This window comes from Streptomyces griseus subsp. griseus (assembly GCF_003610995.1).
Lineage (GTDB): Bacteria > Actinomycetota > Actinomycetes > Streptomycetales > Streptomycetaceae > Streptomyces.
Window position 1 is genome coordinate 1,364,906 of record NZ_CP032543.1, and the last position, 23,780, is coordinate 1,388,685.

A 23,780-nucleotide genomic window follows, 5' to 3' on the forward strand; every position below is an offset into this window, starting at 1 on the left:
CATGGGGTGTACCGCTTCCTGTTGACCCGGCAGTGGGTGATCCTCACCCTGCTGGCTCTCGTGTTGATGCCGACGATGGTCGAGCTGGGGTTCTGGCAGTTCCACCGCCATCAGCACCGGGTCGCGCAGAACGAGCTGATCTCGCGGAACCTGAAGGCCGATCCGGCCCCGGTCGCCGATCTCACCTCCCCGGGGCACACCGTCCCGCGCGCCGACTACTGGCGGGCGGTGACCGCGACCGGCACGTTCGACAGCGAGCACGAGGTGGTGGTCCGTCGGCGTACGTCGGAGGACGACAAGATCGGCGTACATGTGCTGACCCCGCTGGACCTGCGGGACGGCGGCACCGTCCTGGTCAACCGGGGCTGGGTCCCCGCCGCGCCGAACCAGACGTCGTACCCGGACGTGCCGCCCGCCCCCCGCGGCGAAGTGACCGTCACCGGACGGCTCAAGGCCGACGAGACGACCGGCAGCAGCGGCATCAAGGACCTGGCGGGGCTGCCGGACCGGCAGGTGATGCTGATCAACAGCGAGCAGCAGGCGCATCTGCTCTCCCGCGAGGTCCTCGGCGGATACATCGAACAGACCGCCCCCCAGCCCGCGGGCGGGCTGCCGGAGCAGATCGCCGACCCCGACGACAGCTCCATCGGCCCGCACATGGCGTACGCCGTCCAGTGGTGGCTGTTCGTCGCCGCCGTACCGGTCGGCTGGATCATCCTCGTACGGCGGGAGAAGCGCGATCGCGAGGAGGCCGCCGCACAGGGCGAACCGGCCGGTGACGTCTCCGGGCAGCCCGCACCCGCGAGCGCCTGAGCGCCCTCGGGCCTGGGGGTCTGAGAGCTCCGGCACACCGAAGGGCTGGTTGACGAGGGCCCGGTTCGGGAACACGCCAGAACGTGACCCCACGCATCGAGGATTACGCCCTGATCGGCGATCTCCAGACCGCCGCGCTCGTCGGCAGGAACGGTTCGATCGACTGGCTCTGCCTGCCCCGCTTCGACTCCGGCGCCTGTTTCGCGGCCCTGCTCGGCGACGAGGAGAACGGCCACTGGCGCATCGCCCCGCAGGGCGCCGGGCCGACGGACACCTGCACCCGGCGCGGCTACGCGGGTGATTCGCTGGTGCTGGAGACGTTCTGGGAGACCCGGACCGGCACGGTCAAGGTCATCGACTTCATGCCGCAGCGCGACAAGGCCCCCGATGTGATGCGGATCGTCGAGGGCGTCAGCGGCACCGTCGACATGAGCTCCGTGCTGCGACTGCGCTTCGACTTCGGATCGGTGGTGCCCTGGGTGCGCCGGTCGCACGGCCACCGGGTCGCGGTCGCCGGGCCCGACTCCGTCTGGCTGCGCAGCGAACCGCCGGTCAAGACCTGGGGCCAGCAGTTCAGCACCTGCTCCTCGTTCACCGTCACCGAGGGCGAGAGCGTGGCCTTCGTCCTGACCTGGCACCCCTCGCACTCACCGCGGCCCCAGCTGATCGACCCGCACAAGGCGCTGAAGCACACGCTGCACGACTGGGCGAAGTGGACCGAACGGTGTACGTACGAGGGGCCGTACCGCGAGGCGGTGCTGCGCTCGCTGATCGTCCTCAAAGCGCTGACGTACGCCCCGACCGGCGGCATCGTGGCGGCCCCGACCACCTCGTTGCCGGAGGAGATCGGCGGCGTACGGAACTGGGACTACCGCTTCTGCTGGCTGCGGGACGCCACGCTCACCCTCGGGGCGATGGTGTCGGCCGGCTATCTGGAGGAGGCGGCGGCCTGGCGCGACTGGCTGCTGCGGGCCGTGGCCGGGGACCCGGCGGACCTCCAGATCATGTACGGGCTCGCGGGCGAGCGCCGGCTCCCGGAGATGGAGCTGCCCTGGCTCGCCGGATACGAGAACTCCCGCCCGGTGCGCACCGGTAACGCGGCCGTCCGCCAGCGCCAGCTGGATGTGTACGGGGAGGTGATCGACGCGCTCCGGCTCGCCCGGGTGGCCGGTCTGGACGACAAGCCGCACGCCTGGAACCTCCAGCTCAGCCTGCTCGGCTTCCTGGAGTCGACCTGGCGGGAGCCGGACGAGGGGCTGTGGGAGATCCGCGGCGCCCGGCGCCACTTCGTGCACTCCAAGGTGATGGCGTGGGTCGCCGCCGACCGGGCGGTGTGCTCGCTGGAGGAGAACCCCGAACTCCCCGGTGACGCGGACCGCTGGCGGGCGATGCGGGACGCCGTCCACGCCGAGGTCTGCGAGAAGGGGTACGACCCCGTCCGGAACACCTTCACCCAGTCCTACGGGTCCAAGGAGCTGGACGCCTCGACGCTGCTGATCGTCCGGACCGGGTTCCTGCCGCCGGACGACCCCCGGGTCATCGGCACGGTCGACGCGGTCCGCGACGAGCTGGGCAGCGACGGGCTGGTCCGCCGCTACAGCACCGAGGGCGTCTCCGTCGACGGGCTGCCCGGCGACGAAGGGGCGTTCCTGGCCTGCTCGTTCTGGCTGGTGGACGCGTTGCAGCGGATCGGCCGCCACGACGAGGCACGGGAGCTGTTCGAGCATGTGCTGGAGCTCCGCAGCGACGTGGGGCTGCTGGCCGAGGAGTACGACGTCGCGGCCGGCCGGCAGCTGGGCAACTTCCCCCAGGCGTTCAGCCATATCGGACTGGTCAACTCCGCTGTCGACCTCGCCGGGGTGGACCCGGCAGGATAGGGCCATGGATCTTGGACTGAAGGACCGCGTGTACATCGTCACCGGCGCGACCCGGGGCCTCGGCAACGCCACGGCCCGCGCCCTGGCCGCCGACGGGGCGAAGGTGATCATCACCGGCCGGGACGAGAAGAGCGTCGAGGAGGCCGCCGCCGAGCTGGGGCCGGACGCCGCCGGCATCGCCGCCGACAACGCCGACCCGACCGCCGCCCAGCGGCTGGTGGACACGGCCAAGGAGCGGTTCGGGCGACTCGACGGCGTACTCATCAGCGTCGGCGGGCCCGCGCCCGGCCTCGCCGCCGACAACACCGACGACCAGTGGCAGACGGCGTTCGAAACGGTGTTCCTCGGAGCGGTCCGGCTCGCCCGGACGGCCGCCGCCGCACTGGGCGAGGGCGGTGTCATCGGCCTCGTGCTCTCCGGTTCGGTGCACGAGCCGATCGGCGGACTGACCATCTCCAACGGGCTGCGCCCGGGTCTCGCCGGTTTCGCCAAGTCGCTCGCGGACGAGCTGGGGCCGCGCGGCATCCGGGTCGTCGGGGTGCTGCCCGCCCGGATCGACACCGACCGGGTCCGCGAGCTGGACGCGCTCTCGGGCGATGCCGAGGCGGCCCGTACGGCCAACGAGGCACGGATCCCGCTGGGGCGTTACGGGACGCCGGAGGAGTTCGGGAAGACCGCTGCCTTCCTGCTCTCCCCCGCCGCCTCGTACCTGACGGGGATCATGGTGCCGGTGGACGGCGGGTCGCGGCGCGGGTTCTGAGCGCCCGGGGTCACTCCCGTACGCCCACGGGCAGATCATTCCCCTACGTCCACTACGTCTGCCTTCCCGTACGTCCACGGGCAGGTCGTTCCCGTAGGTCCACGGGCCGTCAGGACACCCGTTCCGCACGGTGCTTGACGGCCCGCAGCCGTACCTCGGCCGGGAGCTCGTCCAGGCCCGCCGACTCGCGGGCGTGGGCCAGCGCTCCGTCGGCCACCGCGTTCAGCGCCTGCCCGGGGGCTGCGTGCGGCTCCATCAGCAGCCGGATCCGGGCCTGCGGCGCGGTCCGGCGGCCGGTCAGGGCCGCCTGGGCGCGGGCCACCCCGTCGACCTCGCCCGCCTCGTCGGCGAGCACGCCCTCCAGCGCCTTGCCCCGTACCCGCGCGCCTTCACCGTCGCCACTGTCGACCAGGACGTCGGAGAGACGGCCACGCCGGAGCTGGGCCAGGAGCCACCACAGGGCGAGGACGACCAGGACGGCGAGGACCGCGATCACGGTCGGCCACCACCAGCCCTCGTCGCGCCAGCGGCCCCGGTCGGCGGTGCTGAGCAGCACATCGTTCTTGCCGTCCCAGGGCCACCAGGACGGCAGGGAGGCCCCGAGGCCGACGGCGAGCACCGCGCCGCCGACGACGATCAGCACGAGCCCGGCAAGGGCCAGCAGGACCCGGTTGACGGTGGAGCGCATACCGCTCATCCCTTCTTCGCCGGTCGGTGCACCCGGACGGAGACGCCGGGCGGCTTGGCCAGGCCCAGCTCCCCGACGGCCCTGGCCAGCACGGTGTCCAGGTCTTCGCGTACGTCGTCGAGTGCCCGGAAGTGCGAGAGGGCCCGCACCTTGGCCTTGCGCCGACCCATCCGGACCCGGACGGACTGCACCCCGGGCACCTCCACGGCCCGGTCCCGCAGGACCAGTGCGGCGGCGGTGCGGTCGAGTCCCGCGCGTACGTCGGCGCGGTCGCGGCGCATCGGCAGCAGATCGCGCAGCCCGGGGGTGAGGGCGAGCAGAAGCAGCCAGAGGCCGATCAGCGCGGCGACCCCCGACCCGATGAGCACCGCGACATCGTCGAGGTGCCGTTCGGCGAGGCCGTCTGCGAGGGAGCGCCGCCACTGCATGGCCGGGTGCCCGGCCCGGACGGCGGCGATGTCGTAGAGGAACAGCCCGGCGGCGCCCAGGAGCACCAGGGCCAGCAGGGCGGCCGGTACGCGGCGTGCGGACCAGAAGCGGCCGGCCCGGCCGCCGCCGCCCTGCTCCAGGGTGGGGACCCGGTCGGGGGTGGAGGGTGTGCCGGGTTCGGGCGGGCGCGGCCCGCCGTCGGCCTGGTCCACCGTCGGCATCCGCCGGGTGGAGCCGGTGGGGTCGCCGGGTTCGGTCATCGGACCCTCCCCTGTGCTCCGCTCGCGGCCGGGTGCAGCCGCTCGACCTGGACGGCCACTTCGGGCACCTCCATGCCCGCCAGCGCCCGCACCCGCTGGGCGACCCTGCTCCGTACGGCGCCGCACTGGCGGCCGATGTCGCCCGGGTAGCCGAGCTCCAGGGTGATCCGCACGCGGGCGGCGTCCCGGTGGACGGTGACCGTGGCGCGCGGGGAGGCGCCGTCCGGGGGCCGATCGTCGACGGCTTCCTTCGCCGCCTGTGCGGCGATCTTGGCGACGACCCGGTCGGCGATCCGGGTCTCGCCCCGCTCGGCGGCGGTGACTCGCCCGGTCACCGCCGTCACCGTCGCCGGTCGCCGCGCTCGCGACTCCGGAAGAAGTCGCCGGGTTCCAGGTCACCGTCCAGGAAACGGCCGGCGATGAAGCCGACCGCGCCCAGCGCGGCCACCAGTACGAAGGCTCCGAACCCGCCGAAATATCCGGCGAAGGCCAGTGCCATGCCGGTCAACAGACCGGCGACAGCCATGCTCATCGTCTCTCCTCAACTGCCTTTCGGCGGGAACCCGGAACCTACTGGACGCGCTGCTGCTGATCGCCGTCGTCCTCGTCGTCGTCCTCGTCGGGCAGCTTGACGTCGCTGACCGCGATGTTGACCTCGACCACTTCGAGGCCGGTCATGCGCTCCACCGCCGCGACGACGTTCTGGCGCACGTCGCGGGCCACGTCGGAGATGGCCACGCCGTAGTCGACGACGATCTCCAGGTCGAGGGCGGCCTGGGACTCGCCGACCTCGGCCTTCACACCGCGGGTGACGGACTTGCCGCCGCCGGGCACCCGGTCGCGGACCGCGCCGAAGGTCCGGGACAGGCCGCTGCCCATGGCGTGGACGCCGACCACGTCGCGTGCGGCCATTCCGGCGATCTTCTCGACGACGCCGTCGGCGATGGTGGTGCGGCCACGGGTGCCGGGATCGCCTCCGCCGCGCTTGCTCAGGGGGGACTTGCCCGAACCGCTGTCGGGACTGTTGCGCTGGGGTGTCTCAGTCATCGCCGCTCTTCCCTTCGGGGCGGGGTGGGGACTTCCTTTGCCCACGTTAAGTGCGCTTGCCCGGTCCCGCGCCGTGGATGGGGCAGGCTGGGGCAATGACGACGGAGCGGAGCCCGCAGAGGGCCGACGGATGGACAGCTGCGGTACGGCAACGCCTGGGCCTCGGCAGACTGCTCCCCCTGGGTGGTGCCGTGGACGGTGCCTGGATCGCGGAGACGGCCGCGGCCTCGGTACTGCGCGGGGCGGCCGTGGAGGGCGCGGTGCTGGGGAGCCTGCGGATCGGGCCGGCCCGGGCGGCCCTCGGCACGGATACCCGGGCGGAGCCGGGCGGCGCCGCCGAGGCGGGCCCGGCCGTGCCGCCGGCGCCGCCGAGCGCGCTGCCGCCCGGGCCGGTGAGCATCGAGGCGGAGTTCCGCGCGGCGGGCGACCGCCCGCTGCCCGACGTGGCGGCCGACCTGCGCGCGGCGCTCGTCTCGGCGGCCGTGACCCGGCTCGGGCTGGAGGTCGCGGAGGTGGACCTGCGGGTGACGGCATTGCTTGAGGACGATGCACCCGATCAGGTGACGGAGCCCGACGCGCCCTCCCCGTCGGTCCCGGTCGCGGAGGCCGCGGGGCCGGTGGCGGAGGCCGCCGCCGCGGTGCCGGGTGTCGTCTCGCTGACCCGGGTCATGGGCCCGGCGGTGCACACCGCCGAGGACCACATCCGGGTCGAGGTGGCGACGGCCGGCGACCGCCGGGCCCTGGACGTGGCCCGGTCGGTGCGCTCGGCGGTGTCGGCTGCCGCGGCGGACGGCCTGCCGGTGTCGGTGCTGGTCACCGACGTGGTGGAGGTGCCGGCCGGCACCCCTTAGTCGGTGATGCCCGCCAGGTCGCGCAGCCTGCGGCCCTGGGCGGCGCGCTCGGCGGTGCGCTGTTCCTCGTACGTCCGCGAGAGAGCGCCGCCCAGCAGGGCCTTGGTCTCCACGACGGCGTCGCGGGGGGCGGAGAGCAGTGCGGCGGCCAGGTCGCGGGCGGCCGCGTCCAGCTGGTCGGCGGGGACCACGAGGTTGGCGAGGCCGGTGCGCCCGGCCTCCTCGGCGTGGACGAACCGGCCGGTGGCGCAGATCTCGAGGGCGCGGGCGTACCCCACGAGGTTCACCAGGGGGTGGGTGCCCGTGAGGTCGGGGACGAGGCCCAGGCTGGTCTCGCGCATGGCGAACTGCACGTCCTCGGCGACGATCCGCAGATCACAGGCGAGGGCGAGCTGGAAGCCGGCGCCGATGGCGTGGCCCTGGACGGTCGCGATCGACACGAGGTCGTTACGGCGCCACCAGGTGAACGCTTCCTGGTACTCGGCGATGGTCGCGTCGAGTTCGGCCGCCGGGCCGCGCGCCATGTCGAGGAACGACGGCTCGCCGTCGAACCCCTCGGGGGTGAACGCCTGCCGGTCGAGGCCCGCGGAGAAGGACTTACCCTCGCCGCGGAGCACCACGACGCGGACATCGCCGGGCAGCACCCGCCCGACCTCGGTCAACGCCCGCCACAGAGCGGGAGACTGGGCGTTGCGCTTGGCCGGGTTGGTGAGCGTCACCGTGGCGACCGCGTCTTCGACGGTGAGCCGTACGCCGTCCTTGTCGAGAACAGGGTCGAGCGAGGTCATGGGGCGCCTCCGGATCGGGTGCGGTCAGCACTCAGAAACTAAGTGACTGAACAGTAACCACCCGGACGACCTCATGGTCAGCCGGGTGGCCACCCCGAATTCCGATGAGCCCTCGACGCCTCAGGGGCACTCAGGCCGAAGCGGCCTTCTTGCCTCGTGTGGCTCCGCCGCGACCTCGCAGCGTCACTCCGGACTCACTGAGCATCCGGTGGACGAACCCGTAGGAGCGACCGGTTTCCTCGGCCAGCGCCCTGATGCTCGCACCGGAGTCGTACTTCTTCTTCAGGTCTGCCGCGAGCTTGTCACGCGCGGCGCCGGTCACCCGGCTGCCCTTCTTCAGAGTCTCGGCCACCCGTGCCTCCTCTATGGGAAGTGCGCTCTGGACTCTCATGATCACCCCTCCCGCGCTTCCTGGCCACCCATTCGGCAAGGTCGGTGCGACCGGATTCCGGACCGGAGAACGTCCGGACACGAACGGAATGCCGCATTCCGGCAGGTCATGAGGGCATACGGGGTCTACCGGCGGGAGAACCGGCAGGTCAGGGCCGTACGGGGAACAAGGCCCCGGAAAGGGGCGCGCGGCGGGTGAGTGCCAGGCGCACCACCGAGGTACGAGACGCCCTCACGCAGATGGTGGATCACGCGTAGGCCGAATGATCTATCCGGAGGGGATCGGGGACCCGGCCGGAAGGGGCGCCGCCCCCTGCCGGGTCTGCCTGCGGAGAAGGGTCAGGCGAGGGCGACGAGGTCCCGGTAGTCGGCACCCCAGAGGTCCTCGACGCCGTCCGGGAGCAGGATGATGCGCTCCGGCTGGAGCGCCTCGACCGCGCCCTCGTCGTGGGTGACGAGGACGACGGCGCCCTTGTACGTACGGAGCGCGCCGAGGATCTCCTCGCGGCTGGCGGGGTCGAGGTTGTTCGTCGGCTCGTCGAGGAGGAGCACGTTGGCGGAGGAGACGACCAGGGTCGCCAGCGCGAGCCGTGTCTTCTCGCCGCCGGAGAGCACCCCGGCGGGCTTGTCGACGTCGTCGCCGGAGAAGAGGAACGAGCCGAGCGTCTTGCGGACCGCGACGAGGTCGAGGTCGGGGGCGGCGGAGCGCATGTTCTCCAGGACCGTGCGCTCCGGGTCGAGGGTCTCGTGCTCCTGGGCGTAGTAGCCGAGCTTGAGGCCGTGGCCCTCGATGATCTGGCCAGTGTCGGGCTTCTCGGCGCCGCCGAGCAGGCGCAGCAGCGTCGTCTTGCCGGCGCCGTTGAGGCCGAGGATGACGACGCGGGAGCCCTTGTCGATGGCGAGGTCGACGTCGGTGAAGATCTCCAGCGATCCGTAGGACTTGGAGAGGCCCTCCGCCATCAGCGGGGTCTTGCCGCACGGCGAGGGGTCGGGGAAGCGGAGCTTGGCGACCTTGTCGGAGACCCGTACGGCCTCCAGGCCCGAGAGCAGCCGGTCGGCACGCTTGGCCATGTTCTGGGCGGCGACGGTCTTGGTGGCCTTGGCGCGCATCTTGTCGGCCTGCGCGTTGAGGGTCGCGGCCTTCTTCTCGGCGTTCTGGCGCTCGCGCTTGCGGCGCTTCTCGTCGGCCTCGCGCTGCTGCTGGTAGAGCTTCCACCCCATGTTGTAGACGTCGATCTGGGAGCGGTTGGCGTCGAGGTAGAAGACCTTGTTGACGACGGTCTCGACGAGGTCGACGTCGTGGGAGATCACGACGAAGCCGCCGCGGTAGGACTTCAGGTACTCGCGCAGCCAGACGATCGAGTCGGCGTCCAAGTGGTTGGTGGGCTCGTCCAGGAGCAGGGTGTCGGCGTCCGAGAAGAGGATCCGGGCCAGCTCGACACGGCGGCGCTGACCGCCGGAGAGCGTGTGCAGGGGCTGGCCGAGCACCCGGTCGGGCAGGCTGAGCGCGGCGGCGATGGTGGCGGCCTCGGCCTCGGCGGCGTACCCGCCCTTGGTGAGGAACTCCGTCTCCAGGCGCTCGTACTTCTTCATCGCCTTCTCGCGGGTGGCGCCCTTGCCGTTGGACATCCGCTCCTCGTTCTCGCGCATCTTCCGCAGGATCTCGTCGAGACCCCGGGCGGAGAGGATGCGGTCGCGGGCGAGGATGTCGAGGTCGCCGGTGCGCGGGTCCTGCGGGAGGTAGCCGACCTCGCCGGAGCGGGTGATGGTGCCGCCGGCGGGGGTGCCCTCGCCCGCCAGGCACTTGGTGAGGGTGGTCTTGCCCGCTCCGTTGCGGCCGACCAGGCCGATGCGGTCGCCCTTGGCGATACGGAAGGAGGCGGACTCGATGAGGATGCGGGCGCCGGCGCGCAGCTCGATGCCGGAGGCGGTGATCACGGAAAAACTCCAGGGCAGGTTGGACGGCGGAGGGACGAGGGCGGAGGTCTCTCGACGCCGCTAATGCACAAGGAGAAGGGCCATAGCCCCCATTCTACGGGCGGTGTGCAACTGCTTTTCCGCATGCCCGCCGGGGGTAACCGTCCGATACTCGGCGCAGGGTGCCGCCCCGGTCCCCGCCCAAGCGATGGAGGTACACCTGTGCAGTTCGACGACGACGCCGATCTGGACACATCCGAGGTCCAGGACGTGCGGGGCAGCCGTATCCCGGGCGGCCGGGCCACCGTGGGCGGTGGCATCGTGGGCGTGATCGCCCTGCTCCTGGGACTGTTCTTCGGCGTCGGCCCCGACCAGCTGGGCCTCTCCTCCGGCGATACGGAGCCCGGTGCGGCCTCCTCGTCGGCGGCGCAGGTGCAGGAGAGCTGCCGGAAGGGCCAGGACGCCAACAGCCGGGACGACTGCCGGACGGTGGCGGTGGTCAACAGCGTGCAGGACTTCTGGCGCCAGGAGTTCCAGCGGCGGGGCGGCAGTTACGGGGCCGCTCCGACGGTCCTGTTCAGCGAACGGGTCGGCACGGCGTGCGGGTCGGCGACCTCGGCGGTGGGGCCCTTCTACTGCCCCGGCGACCGGAAGGTCTATCTCGACCTGGGCTTCTTCGACGAGCTGCGGACGAAGTTCGGCTCCAGCGGCGGCCCGTTCGCCCAGGCGTATGTGGTGGCGCACGAGTACGGCCACCATGTGCAGAACCAGATGGGAACCCTGAGCCGGTCGCAGGACGGGCGGCAGGGCGCGGACAGCAACGCGGTGAAGGTGGAGCTCCAGGCCGACTGCTACGCCGGCGTCTGGGCGCACCACGCGACGACGACACCGGACGGGTCGACGGGCCGGCCCCTGATCACGGAGCTGACCCGGGCGGACATCCGGGACGGCCTGGACGCGGCGGCGGCGGTCGGTGACGACCGGATCCAGGAGCGGTTCCAGGGCCGGGTGACCCCGGAGTCCTGGACGCACGGTTCGTCCGCGCAGCGCCAGCAGTGGTTCTCCACCGGGTTCCGCAGCGGCGACATGGGGCAGTGCGACACCTTCGCCTGAGCCGCACCCCTCCCGACCGGCGCGAACGCCTTCGGGAGGGCATGGTCGGCGCCCGGTGGAAGACTGAGACGCAGATCACAGGAGAGGTGAGTGCGATGGCGGGTGCGGCGCAGGGTGTCCCGACGATGTATCCGACGGTTCTGTACGACGACGCGAAGGCCGCGATCAGGACGTTGACGCAGGGCTTCGGCTTCACCGAGGAAGCGGTACACGAGGACGAGGACGGCAGCGTGGTGCACGCCGAGCTCTCCTGCGGCAACGGCAGGGTGATGCTCGGCTCCAAGGGCAGGGACGGGGTCTTCGCCCGGGCGATGGCGGGTGCGGGTCCGGCGGGGGTGTACGTGGTGGTGGACGAGGTGGACGAGCGCTGCGCCCGGGCCCGGGCGTTCGGCGTGGAGATCCTGATGGAGCCGACCGACCAGGACCACGGCTCGCGGGACTACATGGCGCGGGATGCCGAGGGCAATGTGTGGAGCTTCGGTACGTACGCGCCGGGGGCAGCCGGGTAGGGGTGTTCGGCCTTGGCCCGCCGGGCGCCCCCGGGTCCGGCGGGCCCCGGCGGCGGCGCGGGGTTCAAACTCCGCCGGTGTGGACCTGGAACGCGGCCCGGCGGACGGCCTTGGCCAGGGCGGGGTCGGGGTGGGCGGCGGCCAGGGCGACCAGGACCTGGACCGTGCGCGGGTGGCCGACGGCTCTGACCTCGTCGAGGAGGGCCGGCACGGTGCCCTGGACGGCGGAGTCGAGGTGGCGCACCAGCAGGCCGGTCTCGCCGTGGTCGGCGACGGCGGCGGCGGTGTCGACCCAGAGCCAGGTGGCTTCCTCACGGCTGAGGATCTCCTGCGCGTCGTCCGGGTCGGCCCCTTCGTACTCGGCGAGCCAGAGCAGTGCGTAGGGCCGCAGCGACGGGTTGGTGACCACGGCGCGGACCTCGGGCTCGGCGGGGGCGCCGACGACCCGCAGCGCCTCGAAGGCCAGGCCGCGCAGCAGCGCGTCCTCCCCCGGGCGACGGCGAGCAGTTCGGCGACGGCGCTGCCGACCGTACGGGCGGCGAGCCAGGCGCGGTATTCGTCGCGGGCCGGTCCGGGGGTGAGCCGTGCGCAGCCGAGGAGCATGTCGGCGGCGGACTGTTCGATGTTCCCGGCCGGGCTCTGGGCGGCGACGCAGATCTGTTCCAGCTTGACCCAGACCGCCCAGTTGCCGAGCGGGGTGAGGGTGGCGTGGCCGTTGCCGAGGGTCAGCGCGCCGACGGCGGCGAGGCCTTCCAGGGCCCAGTCGAGGAGCAGGGCGTCGAGGTCGGCGCCGCGGTCCCGGGCGGACGCGGGGCGGCGGGCGGTGGGAGCGCTCTCGGCGGGTGCGCGGCCCGCCCCGTACGGCACTTCGCAGCGCTCCTCCTGGAGCTCGGCGATGCGCTGGGCGAGGAGGTCCAGGAGGGCGGGTACGGCGACGGGGCCCGCGGAGAGCTGGAGGAGGGAGAGCACCTGGGGCACGGCCTCGACGGCCTCGGCGACCGCTCCGGCCTCGATGCCCTCGGGTGCGGCGTGGACGAGCGACCAGGCGTCGAAGAGCGCGACCCAGCCGCGCAGCACGGCGGAGTCGTCCCGGTCCCAGGCGCGCAGCCGCCAGCCGGGGCGGGCGGTGTCGCCGTGCAGTTCGATGAGGCCGGCCAGCCGGGCCCGGTCCCAGCCCGCACGGACCTGGGCCGGGGAGAGCTCCAGGGCCGTCGCGGCCCGTTCGAGGGCCTGGGTGGCGAGCGGTGCGGCGCTACCGGGGGCGGGGGCGCCGGCGGCCCAGTGGGCGATGCGCACGGAGTCGGCGAGCACCGCCCGGGCCTGGCGGGCCAGTTCGGTGCGGGGCGGGGTGCCCTCGGGGGGCCGGGGGGCCGGCCGGGTGCGCCGGGTGGACACCGCCTTGCGGGCGGTGGCGAGGGGTCGCGGGCGGACAAGTCGCAGCCTGGAGTCGCGCGGGGTACGGGACGTCACAGGAGCAGTCTTGCCTCTGTCGGCCCGAAAGCCCAAACGGAAGGCGTTTCCCCGGTCTCCGCGCGTAGTCCGGGGCGCGGGGAACAAAAGGGGCCGATCCCCGCATCGCCTCACATCAGAGGCGTGAGGAAGCGCCTGAGCGTCTCTTCGTAGCGGGCGGGATCGGCGTTCCACATCGACGCATGCGGAGCCTGCGGTACGGCGTGGAGGCTGACGAGGTCCGGGCGGCGGGCGGCCAGCTCCCGGGAGGGGCCCCAGGGGGCGAGCGTGTCGTCCGGCCCGTGCAGGATCAGCGTCGGGGCGGGCAGCGCGTCGGCCAGGGAGGCGTCCAGGAGCGGGGCCGAGGTCATCCCGGTCCGGCCCTGGGCCGCGCGGACGGCCAGCGGCAGCAGCGCTGCGGGGACTCCGCGGGCGGCGGCCAGGGCGCGCAGGGTGGCCGTCCAGTCCAGGACCGGGGAATCCAGGACGAGGCCGCCGACGCGCTCGCGGAGCGGGGAGTTCACGGCGGCGTGCAGGGCCATGGAGGCGCCGGTGGACCAGCCGTACAGGATCACGTTCCGGGCGCCGTAGCGGACGGCGAAGCGCATCGCGGCGTCCAGGTCGCGCCACTCGGAGGCGCCGAGGTGGCCGAGGCCGTCGGCGGGGCGCGGGGCTCCGGCGTCGCCCCGGTAGGCGAGGTCCAGCACGGGGAGCTGCAGGCCGCTCAGGAAGCCCATCACGTTCATGGGGTGCGCGCGGGTGGTGCCGAGGCCGTGCGCGGTGATGACCCAGGTGTCGCGGTCGCCGGGGACCCACCAGGCGGGCAGTCCGCCGAGCTCGCCGGGGATCTCGACCTCCCGGTACTCCAGGCCGAGGGCGCTGCCCGGGTCCCCGCGGTACAGCTCGGGGGTGAGGCGGACCTTGTCACCCGGCTCCAGGATGCCGTGGGTGACCCGCTCCAGGGTGCGGACCACGGTGTCGGCGGTGGTCTCGGCCCCTTCGACGACGGGGCCGACCACGGCATGGACGCCGGGGCCCTCGATCCCGTACGTACCGGGGCGCAGCGCGGTGAGGGAGCGGGTCAGGGTGACCTGCCGGATCGCCGTGGCGTGCACGGTGAGTCTGCGGTCGGTGGGCAGGGGTCGGCCGGGCGCCGCCTTGAGGGCGGCGTCGCTGGCGTACCGGCCGGCCGCGACCGCTGCCGCACCGGCGCCGAGGATCGTGGTGACGGCCGTTGCCGTCGCAGTTGCCGGGCGCACCGCTTCAGTGTCGTGGCGCGGGGGGCGCGGTGCCAGTGGACGGGGGCCGTCCGGTGCGGCGGGGCGGGCGGCGGACCGGGTCAGCCGGGCTGCCCGTACCCCTTGAGCGCCTCGGTCACCTCGGCCAGCTGGGCTTCGCTGAGCAGGGCCGGGGTGCGGCCCGGCAGCGCGCTGGCGGTGAGCCAGAGGCGGCAGAGCCACTCCAGTTGGGCGGTGCGCTCATAGGCCTGGTCGAGGGTGGAGCCGTAGGTGACGGTGCCGTGGTTGGCCAGCAGACAGCCGGTGCGGCCCTGGAGGGCGGTGAGCATGGATTCGGCCAGTTCCGGGGTGCCGTAGCGGGCGTAGGCGGCGGTGCGGACGGGGCCGCCGAGGATGGCGGCCGCGTAGTGCACGAGCGGCACCTCGGTGACGAGGGTGGAGACGGCGGTGGCGTGCACGGCGTGGGTGTGGACCACGGCGGCGGCGTCGGTCTCCGCGTAGACGGCGAGGTGGAGGGGGAGTTCGCTGGTCGGCTCCAGCTCGCCGAGGACCTGGCGGCCGTCCAGGCCGACGCCGACGGCGTCCCCGGGTCCCAGCCGGTCGTAGGGCACCCCGCTGGGGGTCACCAGGACGAGGTCTCCGACGCGGGCCGACACATTGCCGGAGGTGCCGACGACCAGGCCGTCGGCGGCGCTCCGGCGGGCGGTCGCGACCACGTCCCGCCAGGCCAGGGCGACCGGTTCCGGCTGCTGCTCGCTCATGGGGCGAGCGTAGGGGCGGTGGCCGGAAACCGGAACGTCATCCCGCACGTGACGGGGATCTCTTCCGGGGCCGGATGTGACCGTCGAAGACTTCGCCAACGAGGAGCAAAGGGCAGACCAGCCCGTGCCCCACCCGCGTCCCGCAACCTCACGCGCACACAAGCGGAATCACCGCACTCCGATTCGGGTCACCACAGCGCCCCGCCCAGTTCATCTTCCGTTCACCCAGGTTGCCTACGGTCCACGAGCCACTGACGTCGAACGATTGCCTGGGTAAATGGAACACATCACGCTGCTGCTCGCGATTGTGGTCGTGACAGCTCTCGTGTTCGATTTCACGAACGGTTTCCACGACACCGCCAACGCGATGGCAACGACCATCTCGACCGGCGCCCTGAAGCCCAAGACAGCGGTGGCCATGTCCGCCGTTCTCAACCTCATCGGCGCGTTCCTGTCAGTGGAGGTCGCCAAGACGATCTCCGGCGGGATCGTCAACGAGAACGGCCTCAGAACCGAGGTCATCTTCGCGGCGCTCGTCGGCGCCATCCTGTGGAACCTGCTGACCTGGCTGGTCGGCCTGCCCTCCAGCTCCTCCCACGCCCTGTTCGGCGGTCTGATCGGTGCGGCCGTGATGTCGGCCGGCTGGTCCTCGATCAACGGGGGCACCGTCGTCACCAAGGTGCTGCTCCCCGCGATCGCCGCCCCGCTGGTCGCCGGTGTCGCCGCGATGCTGGCCACGAAGCTGACGTACCGGATCAACCGGAACGTCACCGACGAGAACCAGCTCAAGTCGACGGCCAAGGGCTACCGGGCCGGACAGATCGCCTCGGCCGGTCTCGTCTCGCTGGCCCACGGCACCAACGACGCCCAGAAGACGATGGGCATCATCACCCTGGCCCTGGTCACCGGCGGCGTCCTCGCCCCCGGCTCCAACCCGCCGATGTGGGTCATCGTCTCTGCCGGTGTCGCCATCGCGCTCGGCACCTACCTCGGCGGCTGGCGCATCATCCGCACCATGGGCAAGGGCCTCACCGATCTCCGGCCGCCGCAGGGCTTCGCCGCCCAGACCAGCGCGGCCACGGTCATCCTGGCCTCCTCGCACCTCGGCTTCTCGCTCTCCACCACCCAGTCCTGCTCGGGTGCGGTGATGGGCGCGGGCCTCGGCCGCAAGGGCGGCGTGGTCCGCTGGTCCACCGCCACCCGGATGTTCGTCGCCTGGGGCCTGACGCTCCCGGCCGCGGGCCTGGTCGGCGCGGGCGCCGAGTTCCTCACCAAGCAGGGCCCGTGGGGCATCACCACCACCGCGATCCTGCTGGTCGGCGGCTCCTTCGCGATCTGGGTGGCCTCACGCCGCCAGCCGGTTGACCACACCAACGTCAACGACACCGAGGTCGCGGCGGACGAGCCCCAGGGTGTCGTCACCACCGCCATGGCCGCGGTCGCGCCGCCGCCCATCGGCGGTCCGGCCTCCGACCTCTCGACCACCATCCCGGCCCCGGCCTCGAAGCCCGACGACACGGCCCGCCCCGCGGCGACGGTGTAAGGACAGATCCGTATGAAAATCGACTGGGCAGCTCTCGCCTCCGTCTTCGGTGTCAGTCTCGTGGTCACCGTCGCGCTGGTCGGCGTCTTCACCCTGGGCATCGTCGCCCTCTCCAAGCTGTCGGCCCCGGCCGCCGGTGGCGCCTCCGGCGGTTCGGCCGCACTGGCGCGCACCGGCGCGTACGCCTGCTTCGCGGCGTGCGTGGCGGCGGTCGCGTACGGGATCTATCTGATCGTCGCCTGACGCGCCCCACCGCACTCCTTCGGGCCGGACACACCACCGTGTGTCCGGCCCGATGTGCGTCTGCGCACACTGGAGCTCCGCAGGTCAACAGCAAGTTGACGGCCGTTCTCGCAGCGTGGTGGACTGCCGGAGCCATTTACGGCGACAGAAGAGGAAGCCGGTGCGAATCCGGCGCGGTCCCGCCACTGTCACCGGGGAGCACTCCCCCACACCGGATGTCACGGCCCTCGCAACGCGGGCTGGAAGGCCGGGGGAACTGCGGATCCGGGAAGCCAGGAGACTCTTGTCGCCGGTCACGTCGAACCAGGGCGCGGACCCTGAGTGAGGACATAAGCCATGCCCGGCCGCCGTGCGCCGCATCCGCTGCCTCGTCCCGTACCTCTTCGTGCCGGAACGCCCCTGCCCCCGGCGGCCTGACGCGTGCGTGCCGATCGTGTCTTCGCGTACGGCGCCACCGCCGGGCTGATCGCCGACGCGGCTCTCGGCGACCCCCGGCGGGGCCACCCCGTCGCCGGTTTCGGCCGGGCCGCCGCGCGGGTGGAGTCCCTGCTGTGGGGTGACGACCGGGGCCGGGGCGCGCTGCACACCCTGCTGTGCGCCGGAGGCGCCGTGGGGGCCGCCGCGCTCGCCGCCCGTGCCGTCCGGGGACGCCCCGCGCTCGCCGTCGCGCTGACCGCCGCCACCACCTGGTCGGTCGTCGGCGGTACGTCGCTGGGCCGGGAGGCCCGTGCCATCGGGGGCGCGCTGGCCGCCGGGGACCTGGAGGTGGCCCGGGAGCGGCTGCCGCACCTGTGCGGGCGTGATCCGCACTCCCTGGACGGGCCGCAGATCGCCCGCGCCGTGGTGGAGTCGGTCGCGGAGAACACCTCGGACGCCGTCGTCGGCGCGCTGGTGTGGGGCGCGATCGGCGGGGTGCCGGGGCTCGTCGGCTTCCGGGCCGTGAACACCCTGGACGCGATGGTCGGCCACAAGTCGCCCCGCCACCGGCGTTACGGCTGGGCCTCGGCCCGACTGGACGATCTCGCGGGGTGGCCCGGGGCGCGGCTGACGGCCGCGCTGGCGGTCGTGGCGGGCGGGCGGCCCTCGGAGGCCGTACGCGCCTGGCGGGCGGACGCGGGGCGCCATCCGAGCCCGAACGCGGGTCCGGTGGAGGCCGCGTTCGCGGGGGCGCTCGGCGTACGGCTCGGCGGGACGCTGGCGTACGCGGGGCGCGTCGAACACCGGCCGGTCCTGAACGGCGCGTCCGGGCGGGACGTGCGGAGCACCGACATCGAACGCGCGGTGCGGCTGTCGCGCCGGGTGAGTGCGCTGGCCCTCGGCGTGTGCGTGGCGGGCCGGACAGTCGTGGGACGGAAGCGGGGACGGGCATGAGTGGCGGGCTGCTGGTCGCGGGGACCACATCGGACGCGGGCAAGAGCGTCGTCACGGCGGGCATCTGCCGCTGGCTGGTTCGCCGGGGCGTGAAGGTCGCGCCGTTCAAGGCGCAGAACATGTCCCTCAACTCCTTCGTCACCCGCGAGGGCGCCGAGATCGGCCGCGCCCAGGCCATGCAGGCGCAGGCCGCCCGGGTGGAGCCGACCGCGCTGATGAACCCGGTCCTGCTGAAGCCCGGCAGCGACCGGTCCAGCCAGGTCGTCCTGATGGGCAGGCCGGTCGGCGAGATGAGCGCCCGGGGCTACCACGGGGGCCGGCAGGAGGCGCTGCTCGGGACGGTCACCGACTGTCTGGAGCAGCTGCGGTCGGCGTACGACGCGGTGATCTGCGAGGGGGCGGGGTCCCCTGCGGAGATCAACCTGCGGCGCACCGACATCGTGAACATGGGGATCGCTCGGGCGGCCCGCTTCCCCGTGCTGGTGGTCGGGGACATCGACCGGGGCGGGGTCTTCGCCTCCTTCTTCGGGACGACGGCGCTGCTGAGCTCGGAGGACCAGGCGCTGGTCGCGGGGTACCTGGTGAACAAGTTCCGGGGTGATGTCTCACTGCTGGAGCCCGGGTTGGACATGCTGTACGGGCTGACCGGACGGCGGACGTACGGGGTGCTGCCGTTCACCCACGGGCTCGGTATCGACGAGGAGGACGGCCTGCGGGTCTCCTTGCGGGGTGCGGTACGGGAGTCGGTCGTGGCTCCCCCGCACGGCGAGGACGTGCTGCGGGTCGCGGTCTGCGCGGTGCCGTTGATGTCGAACTTCACGGACGTGGACGCGCTGGCCGCCGAACCGGGCGTCGTGGTGCGGTTCGTGGACCGTCCCGACGAGCTGGCCGACGCGGACCTGGTCGTCGTGCCGGGGACGCGCGGCACGGTGAAGGCCCTGGCCTGGCTGCGGGAGCGGGGTCTCGCGGACGCACTGGTGCGGCGGGCGGCGGAGGGGCGGCCGGTGCTGGGGATCTGCGGCGGGTTCCAGGTGCTCGGTGAGCGGATCGAGGACGAGGTGGAGTCGCGGGCCGGGGTCGTGGACGGGCTCGGTCTGCTGCCCGTACGTATCCGCTTCGACCGGGCCAAGACGCTGGCGCGGCCGGTGGGTTCGGCTCTCGGCGAGCCGGTGGAGGGGTACGAGATCCACCACGGGGTCGCCGATGTGCGGGGCGGGGAACCGTTCCTGGACGGGTGCCGGGTGGGGTCGGTCTGGGGGACGCACTGGCACGGGTCGCTGGAGAGCGACGGGTTCCGGCGGCGGTTCCTGGAGGAGGTGGCCCGGGGGGCCGGGCGGCGGTTCGTTCCCGCGCCCGACACGAGTTTCGGGGTGTTGCGGGAGGAGCAGCTGGACCGGCTGGGCGATCTGGTGGAGGAGCACGCGGATACGGACGCGCTGTGGCGGTTGATCGAGGGCGGGGCGCCGCCCGGGTTGCCGTTCGTGCCGCCGGGGGCGCCGCCGTCGGGGGCGGGTGCGCCGCCGGAGAGCCGGGGCGCTGCCCCGGCCCCCGCTCCTCAACCGCCGGAGGGGCTGGACATGGGTCGCCCGGAGACGCAGAGGGAAGCGGGCGAGTCCCAGGGGCGGGAATGTGCCGGGTCCGCTGAGCCGAGGGACGAGGGGCTTGTGGTGACCGGGCGCGTAAGAGCTGAAGAGCATGCCAACGAGGAGGACAAGTGAGTACGCCGTATCCCTTCACCGCGATCGTCGGGCAGGACGACCTGCGGCTCGGGCTGTTGCTGAACGCGGTCAGTCCGGCCGTCGGTGGTGTGCTCGTGCGGGGCGAGAAGGGGACCGCCAAGTCCACCGCCGTCCGCGCCCTGGCCGCCCTCATGCCCGAGGTCTCCGTCGTACCGGGGTGCCGGTTCTCCTGTGATCCGGTCTCCCCCGATCCCGCGTGTCCTGATGGGCCGCACGCGGAGGCCCCCGGTGTGTCGCGGCCCGCGCGGACCGTGGAGCTGCCCGTCGGCGCGTCCGAGGACCGGCTCGTGGGGGCGCTGGACATCGAACGGGCGCTCTCGGAGGGCGTGAAGGCCTTCGAGCCGGGGCTGCTGGCCGATGCCCACCGGGGAATCCTGTACGTCGACGAGGTCAACCTCCTCCACGACCACCTGGTGGACCTGCTGCTGGACGCGGCCGCCATGGGTGCCTCGTACGTGGAGCGCGAAGGCGTCTCCGTACGGCATGCGGCACGGTTCCTGCTGGTCGGGACGATGAATCCGGAAGAGGGCGAGCTGCGGCCGCAGTTGCTGGACCGGTTCGGGCTGACCGTGGAGGTGGCCGCGTCCCGGGACACCGACGAGCGGGTGGAGGTCGTGCGGCGCCGGCTCGCGTACGACGACGATCCCGAGGGGTTCGCCGCGCGCTGGGCCGAGGAGGAGGCGGCGCTCCGGGAGCGCATCGCCGCCGCGCGTGCCCTGCTGCCCCGGGTCGTGCTCGGTGACGGCGTGCTGCGCCAGACCGCCGCGACCTGCGCCGCGTTCGAGGTCGACGGGATGCGGGCCGACATCGTGATGGCCCGTACCGCGACCGCGCTCGCCGCCTGGGCCGGGCGCGAGGAGGTCACCGCCGACGACGTACGGCAGGCCGCCCTCCTGGCGCTCCCCCACCGGCGGCGCCGCAATCCGTTCGACGCGCCGGGTCTGGACGAGGACAAGCTGGACCAGACCCTGGACGAGGCCGGCCCGCAGGAGAACAACGAAGGTGACGACCGGCCCGATCCCGACGGGGGTGGGGACGGCGGCGGTGGAGGCGGTGGCGTACCGCCGCAGGCCGATGGCGACCGCACCCCGCCGCCGGGCTCCGAGGGCGCCGACGACACGCCGTCCGAGGCCCCCGGGGAGGCCCCCGACGCGCCCGGGCGGTCCGCCGGGGCCGAGCAGCGGCCGGTGGCCGCCGCCGAGCCGTTCCGTACGAAGATGCTCAGCGTGCCGGGGCTGGGTGAGGGGGCTGCCGGGCGGCGTTCCCGGGCCCGTACAGCGCATGGCCGGACCACAGGAGCGGTCCGGCCGCAAGGCGCCCTCACCAAGCTGCATCTGGCCGCCACCGTGCAGGCAGCCGCCCCCCACCAGCGGGCGCGCGGGCGTTCCGGGCGCGGGCTCGTGGTGCGGCGCGACGATCTGCGGCAGGCGACCCGGGAGGGGCGTGAGGGCAACCTCGTGCTGTTCGTCGTGGACGCCTCCGGGTCGATGGCGGCCCGGCAGCGGATGAGCGCGGTCAAGGGGGCCGTGCTGTCGCTGCTGCTGGACGCCTACCAGCGGCGGGACAAGGTCGGTCTGGTCACCTTCCGGGGCAAGGAGGCCGACGTGGCGCTGCCGCCGACCTCGTCCGTGGACGCGGCCGCCGCCCGGCTGGAGTCGCTGCCGACCGGTGGCCGCACCCCGCTGGCCGCCGGGCTGCTGAAGGCCCACGAGGTGCTGCGGGTGGAGCGGCTGCGCGATCCGTCGCGGCGGCCGCTGCTCGTCGTCGTCACGGACGGCCGGGCGACCGGCGGGCCGGAGCCGGTGGCGCTCGCGGGGCGGGCGGCGCGGCTGCACCAGGCCGAGGGGACGGCCTCGGTCGTCGTGGACTGCGAGTCGGGGTACGTACGCCTCGGTCTCGCCGGGGAGCTCGCCCGGGAGCTGGGAGGCACCGCCGTCACACTCGACGAGCTGCGGGCCGACTCGATCGCCGGGCTCGTCAAGGACGTCACCGCAGCCGGGAGGGCCGCTTGATGCCGCAGGGACAGCCAACATCGGTGCCGGACGACGGGCTCACCACCCGCCAGCGGCGCAACCGCCCGCTCCTGTTCGTCCACACGGGCATGGGCAAGGGCAAGTCGACCGCCGCCTTCGGGCTCGCGCTGCGGGCCTGGAACCAGGGGTGGCCGATCGGGGTGTTCCAGTTCGTGAAGTCGGCGAAGTGGAAGGTCGGCGAGGAGAACGCGCTGAAGGTGCTGGGCGCGAGCGGCGAGGGCGGCACGGTCGACTGGCACAAGATGGGCGAGGGCTGGTCCTGGGTCCAGCGGGACGGTCAGCTGGACAACGAGGAGAAGGCCCGCGAGGGCTGGGAGCAGGTCAAGCGCGACCTGGCGGCGGAGACGTACAAGCTGTATGTGCTGGACGAGTTCGCCTACCCGCTGCACTGGGGGTGGATCGACACCGACGAGGTCGTCGAGGTGATGCGGAACCGGCCCGGCACCCAGCATGTGGTGATCACCGGCCGCAACGCGCCGGACGCGCTCATCGAGGCCGCCGACCTGGTGACCGACATGTCGAAGGTCAAGCACCCGATGGACGCGGGGCAGAAGGGCCAGAGGGGCATCGAGTGGTGAGTACGCCCCGTCTGGTCATCGCCGCACCTGCTTCCAACAGCGGCAAGACCACCGTCGCCACCGGCCTGATGGCCGCCTTCGCCGCGCGCGGGCTGGCCGTCTCGCCGCACAAGGTGGGCCCGGACTACATCGATCCGGGCTACCACGCGCTGGCGACGGGGCGCCCCGGCCGCAATCTCGACGCGTACATGTGCGGGACGGACCTCATCGCCCCCCTCTTCGCGCACGGGTCGGCGGGGTGCGACCTCGCCGTGGTCGAGGGCGTGATGGGGCTGTACGACGGCGCCTCCGGCCAGGGGGAGCTGGCGTCCACCGCGCAGGTGGCGAAGCTGCTCAAGGCGCCGGTGGTGCTGGTGGTCGACGCCTCCTCGCAGTCCCGGTCGGTGGCGGCCCTCGTGCACGGGTTCGCCTCCTGGGACCCTCAGGTGCGGATCGGCGGGGTGATCCTGAACAAGGTGGCCTCGGACCGGCACGAGGCGCTGTTGCGGGACGCGTTGGACGAGTCGGGGCTGCCGGTGCTCGGTGTGCTGCGCCGGGCGCCTCAGGTGGCCACGCCCTCGCGCCACCTGGGTCTGGTGCCGGTGGCCGAGCGGCAGGGCGATGCGGTGGATGCCGTACGGGCCATGGGTGAACGGGTGCTCGCCGGGTGCGACCTGGACGCGCTGATGGCGCTGGCGCGGACGGCGCCCGCGCTGCCGGACGAGGCGTGGGCACCGGCGTACGCCCCTGTGGAAGGCCCGCGGCCCGTCGTCGCCGTGGCCGGCGGGGCGGCGTTCACCTTCGCGTACGCGGAACACGCCGAGTTGCTGACGGCGGCCGGTGCGGAGGTCGTGGTCGTCGACCCGCTGCGGGACGAGAAGCTGCCGGCGGGGACGGCGGGGCTGGTGATCGGCGGCGGGTTCCCGGAGATGTACGCCCCCGAGCTGTCGGCCAACGAGCCGTTGCGCCGGGCGGTGACCGAACTGGCCCTGAGCGGCGCCCCGGTGGCGGCCGAGTGCGCGGGGCTGCTCTATCTGGCGCGGGAGCTGGACGGGAAGCCGATGTGCGGGGTGCTGGACGCGGAGGCCCGGATGTCGGAGCGGCTCACCCTCGGGTACCGGCAGGCGGTCGCGGTCTCCGACAGCCCGCTGGCGGTCGCGGGGGCCCGGATGCGGGGCCATGAGTTCCACCGGACGGTGCTGGAGCCGGGGGCGGGGGCCACACCCGCCTGGGGCATGCACCAGCCGGAGCGGCGGGTGGAGGGGTACGTCCAGCGGGGCGTGCACGCCAGCTATCTGCACACCCACTGGGCGGCCTCCCCCGAGGTGGCCCGGCGTTTCGTGGCGCACTGCCGGGCGCGGTGAACGCCCCCGCGCGTTCGTCGTGACGAAGCGTGCGGGCGTA

General features: G+C 73.3%; 23 protein-coding genes, 1 pseudogene and 1 riboswitch. Of the genes and pseudogenes, 13 read left to right on the forward strand and 11 right to left on the reverse strand.

The window, feature by feature from the left end; genetic code table 11:
* Positions 1-6 precede the first annotated feature (6 nt).
* The 3 genes from D6270_RS06335 (at position 7) to D6270_RS06345 (ending at position 3,450) form a co-directional block, all read left to right on the forward strand.
* On the forward strand, positions 7-813 hold the full coding sequence (locus D6270_RS06335) for an SURF1 family cytochrome oxidase biogenesis protein (protein WP_109166335.1): 807 nt from the start codon (positions 7-9) through the stop codon (positions 811-813).
* Between the two features lie 83 nt (positions 814-896).
* On the forward strand, positions 897-2,690 hold the full coding sequence (locus D6270_RS06340; protein ID WP_109166334.1) for a glycoside hydrolase family 15 protein: 1,794 nt from the start codon (positions 897-899) through the stop codon (positions 2,688-2,690).
* A gap of 4 nt (positions 2,691-2,694) precedes the next feature.
* Complete coding sequence (locus tag D6270_RS06345) at positions 2,695-3,450, forward strand: SDR family oxidoreductase (protein WP_109166333.1); 756 nt, start codon at positions 2,695-2,697, stop codon at positions 3,448-3,450.
* Between the two features lie 109 nt (positions 3,451-3,559).
* On the opposite strand, the gene amaP is transcribed toward D6270_RS06345, so the two are convergent.
* From amaP to D6270_RS06370, 5 genes are read right to left on the reverse strand one after another with little or no spacing between them, the layout of a single operon-like run.
* Positions 3,560-4,147: an alkaline shock response membrane anchor protein AmaP gene (gene amaP / locus D6270_RS06350; protein WP_109166332.1), complete on the reverse strand. Its 588-nt coding sequence runs from the start codon at positions 4,145-4,147 to the stop codon at positions 3,560-3,562.
* Positions 4,144-4,827 (reverse strand): DUF6286 domain-containing protein, encoded by a 684-nt coding sequence (locus D6270_RS06355; protein WP_109166331.1) that lies wholly within the window; start codon positions 4,825-4,827, stop codon positions 4,144-4,146. The genes amaP and D6270_RS06355 overlap by 4 nt, the downstream gene beginning before the upstream one ends.
* Complete coding sequence (locus D6270_RS06360) at positions 4,824-5,171, reverse strand: Asp23/Gls24 family envelope stress response protein (protein ID WP_109166330.1); 348 nt, start codon at positions 5,169-5,171, stop codon at positions 4,824-4,826. The genes D6270_RS06355 and D6270_RS06360 overlap by 4 nt, the downstream gene beginning before the upstream one ends.
* Positions 5,168-5,359 carry a hypothetical protein gene (locus D6270_RS06365; RefSeq protein ID WP_109166329.1) on the reverse strand — a complete coding sequence of 64 codons (192 nt, stop codon included), beginning with the start codon at positions 5,357-5,359 and terminating at the stop codon, positions 5,168-5,170. The genes D6270_RS06360 and D6270_RS06365 overlap by 4 nt, the downstream gene beginning before the upstream one ends.
* A gap of 38 nt (positions 5,360-5,397) precedes the next feature.
* On the reverse strand, positions 5,398-5,874 hold the full coding sequence (locus D6270_RS06370) for an Asp23/Gls24 family envelope stress response protein (protein ID WP_109166328.1): 477 nt from the start codon (positions 5,872-5,874) through the stop codon (positions 5,398-5,400).
* Between the two features lie 95 nt (positions 5,875-5,969).
* Between D6270_RS06370 and D6270_RS06375 the strand changes: the two genes are divergently transcribed.
* A complete protein-coding gene (locus D6270_RS06375) occupies positions 5,970-6,725 on the forward strand; it encodes a hypothetical protein (protein WP_109166327.1) in 756 nt (251 codons plus the stop codon).
* On the opposite strand, the gene D6270_RS06380 is transcribed toward D6270_RS06375, so the two are convergent.
* From D6270_RS06380 to D6270_RS06390, 3 genes are all read right to left on the reverse strand, one after another.
* Complete coding sequence (locus tag D6270_RS06380) at positions 6,722-7,513, reverse strand: enoyl-CoA hydratase/isomerase family protein (protein ID WP_109166326.1); 792 nt, start codon at positions 7,511-7,513, stop codon at positions 6,722-6,724. The two genes, D6270_RS06375 and D6270_RS06380, sit on opposite strands and share 4 nt — an antisense overlap.
* Positions 7,514-7,643: 130 nt before the next feature.
* The gene (locus D6270_RS06385; protein ID WP_006123601.1) at positions 7,644-7,865 is read right to left on the reverse strand and encodes a helix-turn-helix domain-containing protein; all 222 of its coding nucleotides are present in this window, start codon (positions 7,863-7,865) and stop codon (positions 7,644-7,646) included.
* 377 nt (positions 7,866-8,242) lie between these two features.
* On the reverse strand, positions 8,243-9,841 hold the full coding sequence (locus tag D6270_RS06390) for an ABC-F family ATP-binding cassette domain-containing protein (RefSeq protein ID WP_109166325.1): 1,599 nt from the start codon (positions 9,839-9,841) through the stop codon (positions 8,243-8,245).
* Positions 9,842-10,042: 201 nt separating this feature from the next.
* Here D6270_RS06390 and D6270_RS06395 point away from each other — a divergent pair, with 201 nt between their 5' ends.
* Both D6270_RS06395 and D6270_RS06400 read left to right on the forward strand, forming a co-directional pair.
* Entirely contained in the window at positions 10,043-10,933 is an 891-nt protein-coding gene (locus D6270_RS06395) for a KPN_02809 family neutral zinc metallopeptidase (RefSeq protein ID WP_109166324.1), read from the forward strand.
* A 95-nt stretch (positions 10,934-11,028) separates the two neighbouring features.
* On the forward strand, positions 11,029-11,442 hold the full coding sequence (locus D6270_RS06400) for a VOC family protein (RefSeq protein ID WP_109166323.1): 414 nt from the start codon (positions 11,029-11,031) through the stop codon (positions 11,440-11,442).
* Positions 11,443-11,506: 64 nt separating this feature from the next.
* Here D6270_RS06400 and D6270_RS06405 read toward each other — a convergent pair.
* From D6270_RS06405 to D6270_RS06415, 3 genes and pseudogenes are all read right to left on the reverse strand, one after another.
* Positions 11,507-12,837 (reverse strand): annotated as a pseudogene (locus D6270_RS06405) (hypothetical protein).
* A gap of 185 nt (positions 12,838-13,022) precedes the next feature.
* The gene (locus tag D6270_RS06410) at positions 13,023-14,150 is read right to left on the reverse strand and encodes an alpha/beta hydrolase (protein ID WP_109166321.1); all 1,128 of its coding nucleotides are present in this window, start codon (positions 14,148-14,150) and stop codon (positions 13,023-13,025) included.
* A gap of 80 nt (positions 14,151-14,230) precedes the next feature.
* Complete coding sequence (locus tag D6270_RS06415) at positions 14,231-14,890, reverse strand: class II aldolase/adducin family protein (RefSeq protein WP_109166320.1); 660 nt, start codon at positions 14,888-14,890, stop codon at positions 14,231-14,233.
* 277 nt (positions 14,891-15,167) lie between these two features.
* Here D6270_RS06415 and D6270_RS06420 point away from each other — a divergent pair, with 277 nt between their 5' ends.
* From D6270_RS06420 to D6270_RS06450, 7 genes are all read left to right on the forward strand, one after another.
* Entirely contained in the window at positions 15,168-16,433 is a 1,266-nt protein-coding gene (locus tag D6270_RS06420; protein ID WP_109166319.1) for an inorganic phosphate transporter, read from the forward strand.
* A 12-nt stretch (positions 16,434-16,445) separates the two neighbouring features.
* The gene (locus D6270_RS06425; RefSeq protein ID WP_109166318.1) at positions 16,446-16,676 is read left to right on the forward strand and encodes a hypothetical protein; all 231 of its coding nucleotides are present in this window, start codon (positions 16,446-16,448) and stop codon (positions 16,674-16,676) included.
* A gap of 148 nt (positions 16,677-16,824) precedes the next feature.
* A riboswitch (cobalamin riboswitch) is annotated at positions 16,825-16,959 on the forward strand.
* 137 nt (positions 16,960-17,096) lie between these two features.
* The gene (locus tag D6270_RS06430) at positions 17,097-18,047 is read left to right on the forward strand and encodes a cobalamin biosynthesis protein (RefSeq protein WP_109166317.1); all 951 of its coding nucleotides are present in this window, start codon (positions 17,097-17,099) and stop codon (positions 18,045-18,047) included.
* Entirely contained in the window at positions 18,044-19,765 is a 1,722-nt protein-coding gene (locus tag D6270_RS06435) for a cobyric acid synthase (protein WP_225976778.1), read from the forward strand. The genes D6270_RS06430 and D6270_RS06435 overlap by 4 nt, the downstream gene beginning before the upstream one ends.
* The gene (locus tag D6270_RS06440; RefSeq protein ID WP_109166316.1) at positions 19,762-21,798 is read left to right on the forward strand and encodes a putative cobaltochelatase; all 2,037 of its coding nucleotides are present in this window, start codon (positions 19,762-19,764) and stop codon (positions 21,796-21,798) included. The genes D6270_RS06435 and D6270_RS06440 overlap by 4 nt, the downstream gene beginning before the upstream one ends.
* Complete coding sequence (gene cobO, locus D6270_RS06445) at positions 21,798-22,397, forward strand: cob(I)yrinic acid a,c-diamide adenosyltransferase (RefSeq protein ID WP_109166315.1); 600 nt, start codon at positions 21,798-21,800, stop codon at positions 22,395-22,397. Before D6270_RS06440 ends, cobO begins: the two co-directional genes overlap by 1 nt.
* A complete protein-coding gene (locus D6270_RS06450; protein WP_109166314.1) occupies positions 22,391-23,740 on the forward strand; it encodes a cobyrinic acid a,c-diamide synthase CobB in 1,350 nt (449 codons plus the stop codon). The genes cobO and D6270_RS06450 overlap by 7 nt, the downstream gene beginning before the upstream one ends.
* Positions 23,741-23,780 lie beyond the last annotated feature (40 nt).

Coding starts and splice junctions, on each gene's coding strand:
- D6270_RS06400 (WP_109166323.1), top strand. CDS start 11,029: ATGGCGGGTGCGGCGCAGGGTGTCCCGACGATGTATCCGACGGTTCTG.
- D6270_RS06345 (WP_109166333.1), top strand. CDS start 2,695: ATGGATCTTGGACTGAAGGACCGCGTGTACATCGTCACCGGCGCGACC.
- D6270_RS06365 (WP_109166329.1), bottom strand. CDS start 5,359: ATGAGCATGGCTGTCGCCGGTCTGTTGACCGGCATGGCACTGGCCTTC.
- D6270_RS06380 (WP_109166326.1), bottom strand. CDS start 7,513: ATGACCTCGCTCGACCCTGTTCTCGACAAGGACGGCGTACGGCTCACC.
- cobO (WP_109166315.1), top strand. CDS start 21,798: ATGCCGCAGGGACAGCCAACATCGGTGCCGGACGACGGGCTCACCACC.
- D6270_RS06420 (WP_109166319.1), top strand. CDS start 15,168: ATGGAACACATCACGCTGCTGCTCGCGATTGTGGTCGTGACAGCTCTC.
- D6270_RS06415 (WP_109166320.1), bottom strand. CDS start 14,890: ATGAGCGAGCAGCAGCCGGAACCGGTCGCCCTGGCCTGGCGGGACGTG.
- D6270_RS06425 (WP_109166318.1), top strand. CDS start 16,446: ATGAAAATCGACTGGGCAGCTCTCGCCTCCGTCTTCGGTGTCAGTCTC.
- amaP (WP_109166332.1), bottom strand. CDS start 4,147: ATGAGCGGTATGCGCTCCACCGTCAACCGGGTCCTGCTGGCCCTTGCC.
- D6270_RS06370 (WP_109166328.1), bottom strand. CDS start 5,874: ATGACTGAGACACCCCAGCGCAACAGTCCCGACAGCGGTTCGGGCAAG.
- D6270_RS06355 (WP_109166331.1), bottom strand. CDS start 4,827: ATGACCGAACCCGGCGACCCCACCGGCTCCACCCGGCGGATGCCGACG.
- D6270_RS06435 (WP_225976778.1), top strand. CDS start 18,044: ATGAGTGGCGGGCTGCTGGTCGCGGGGACCACATCGGACGCGGGCAAG.
- D6270_RS06375 (WP_109166327.1), top strand. CDS start 5,970: ATGACGACGGAGCGGAGCCCGCAGAGGGCCGACGGATGGACAGCTGCG.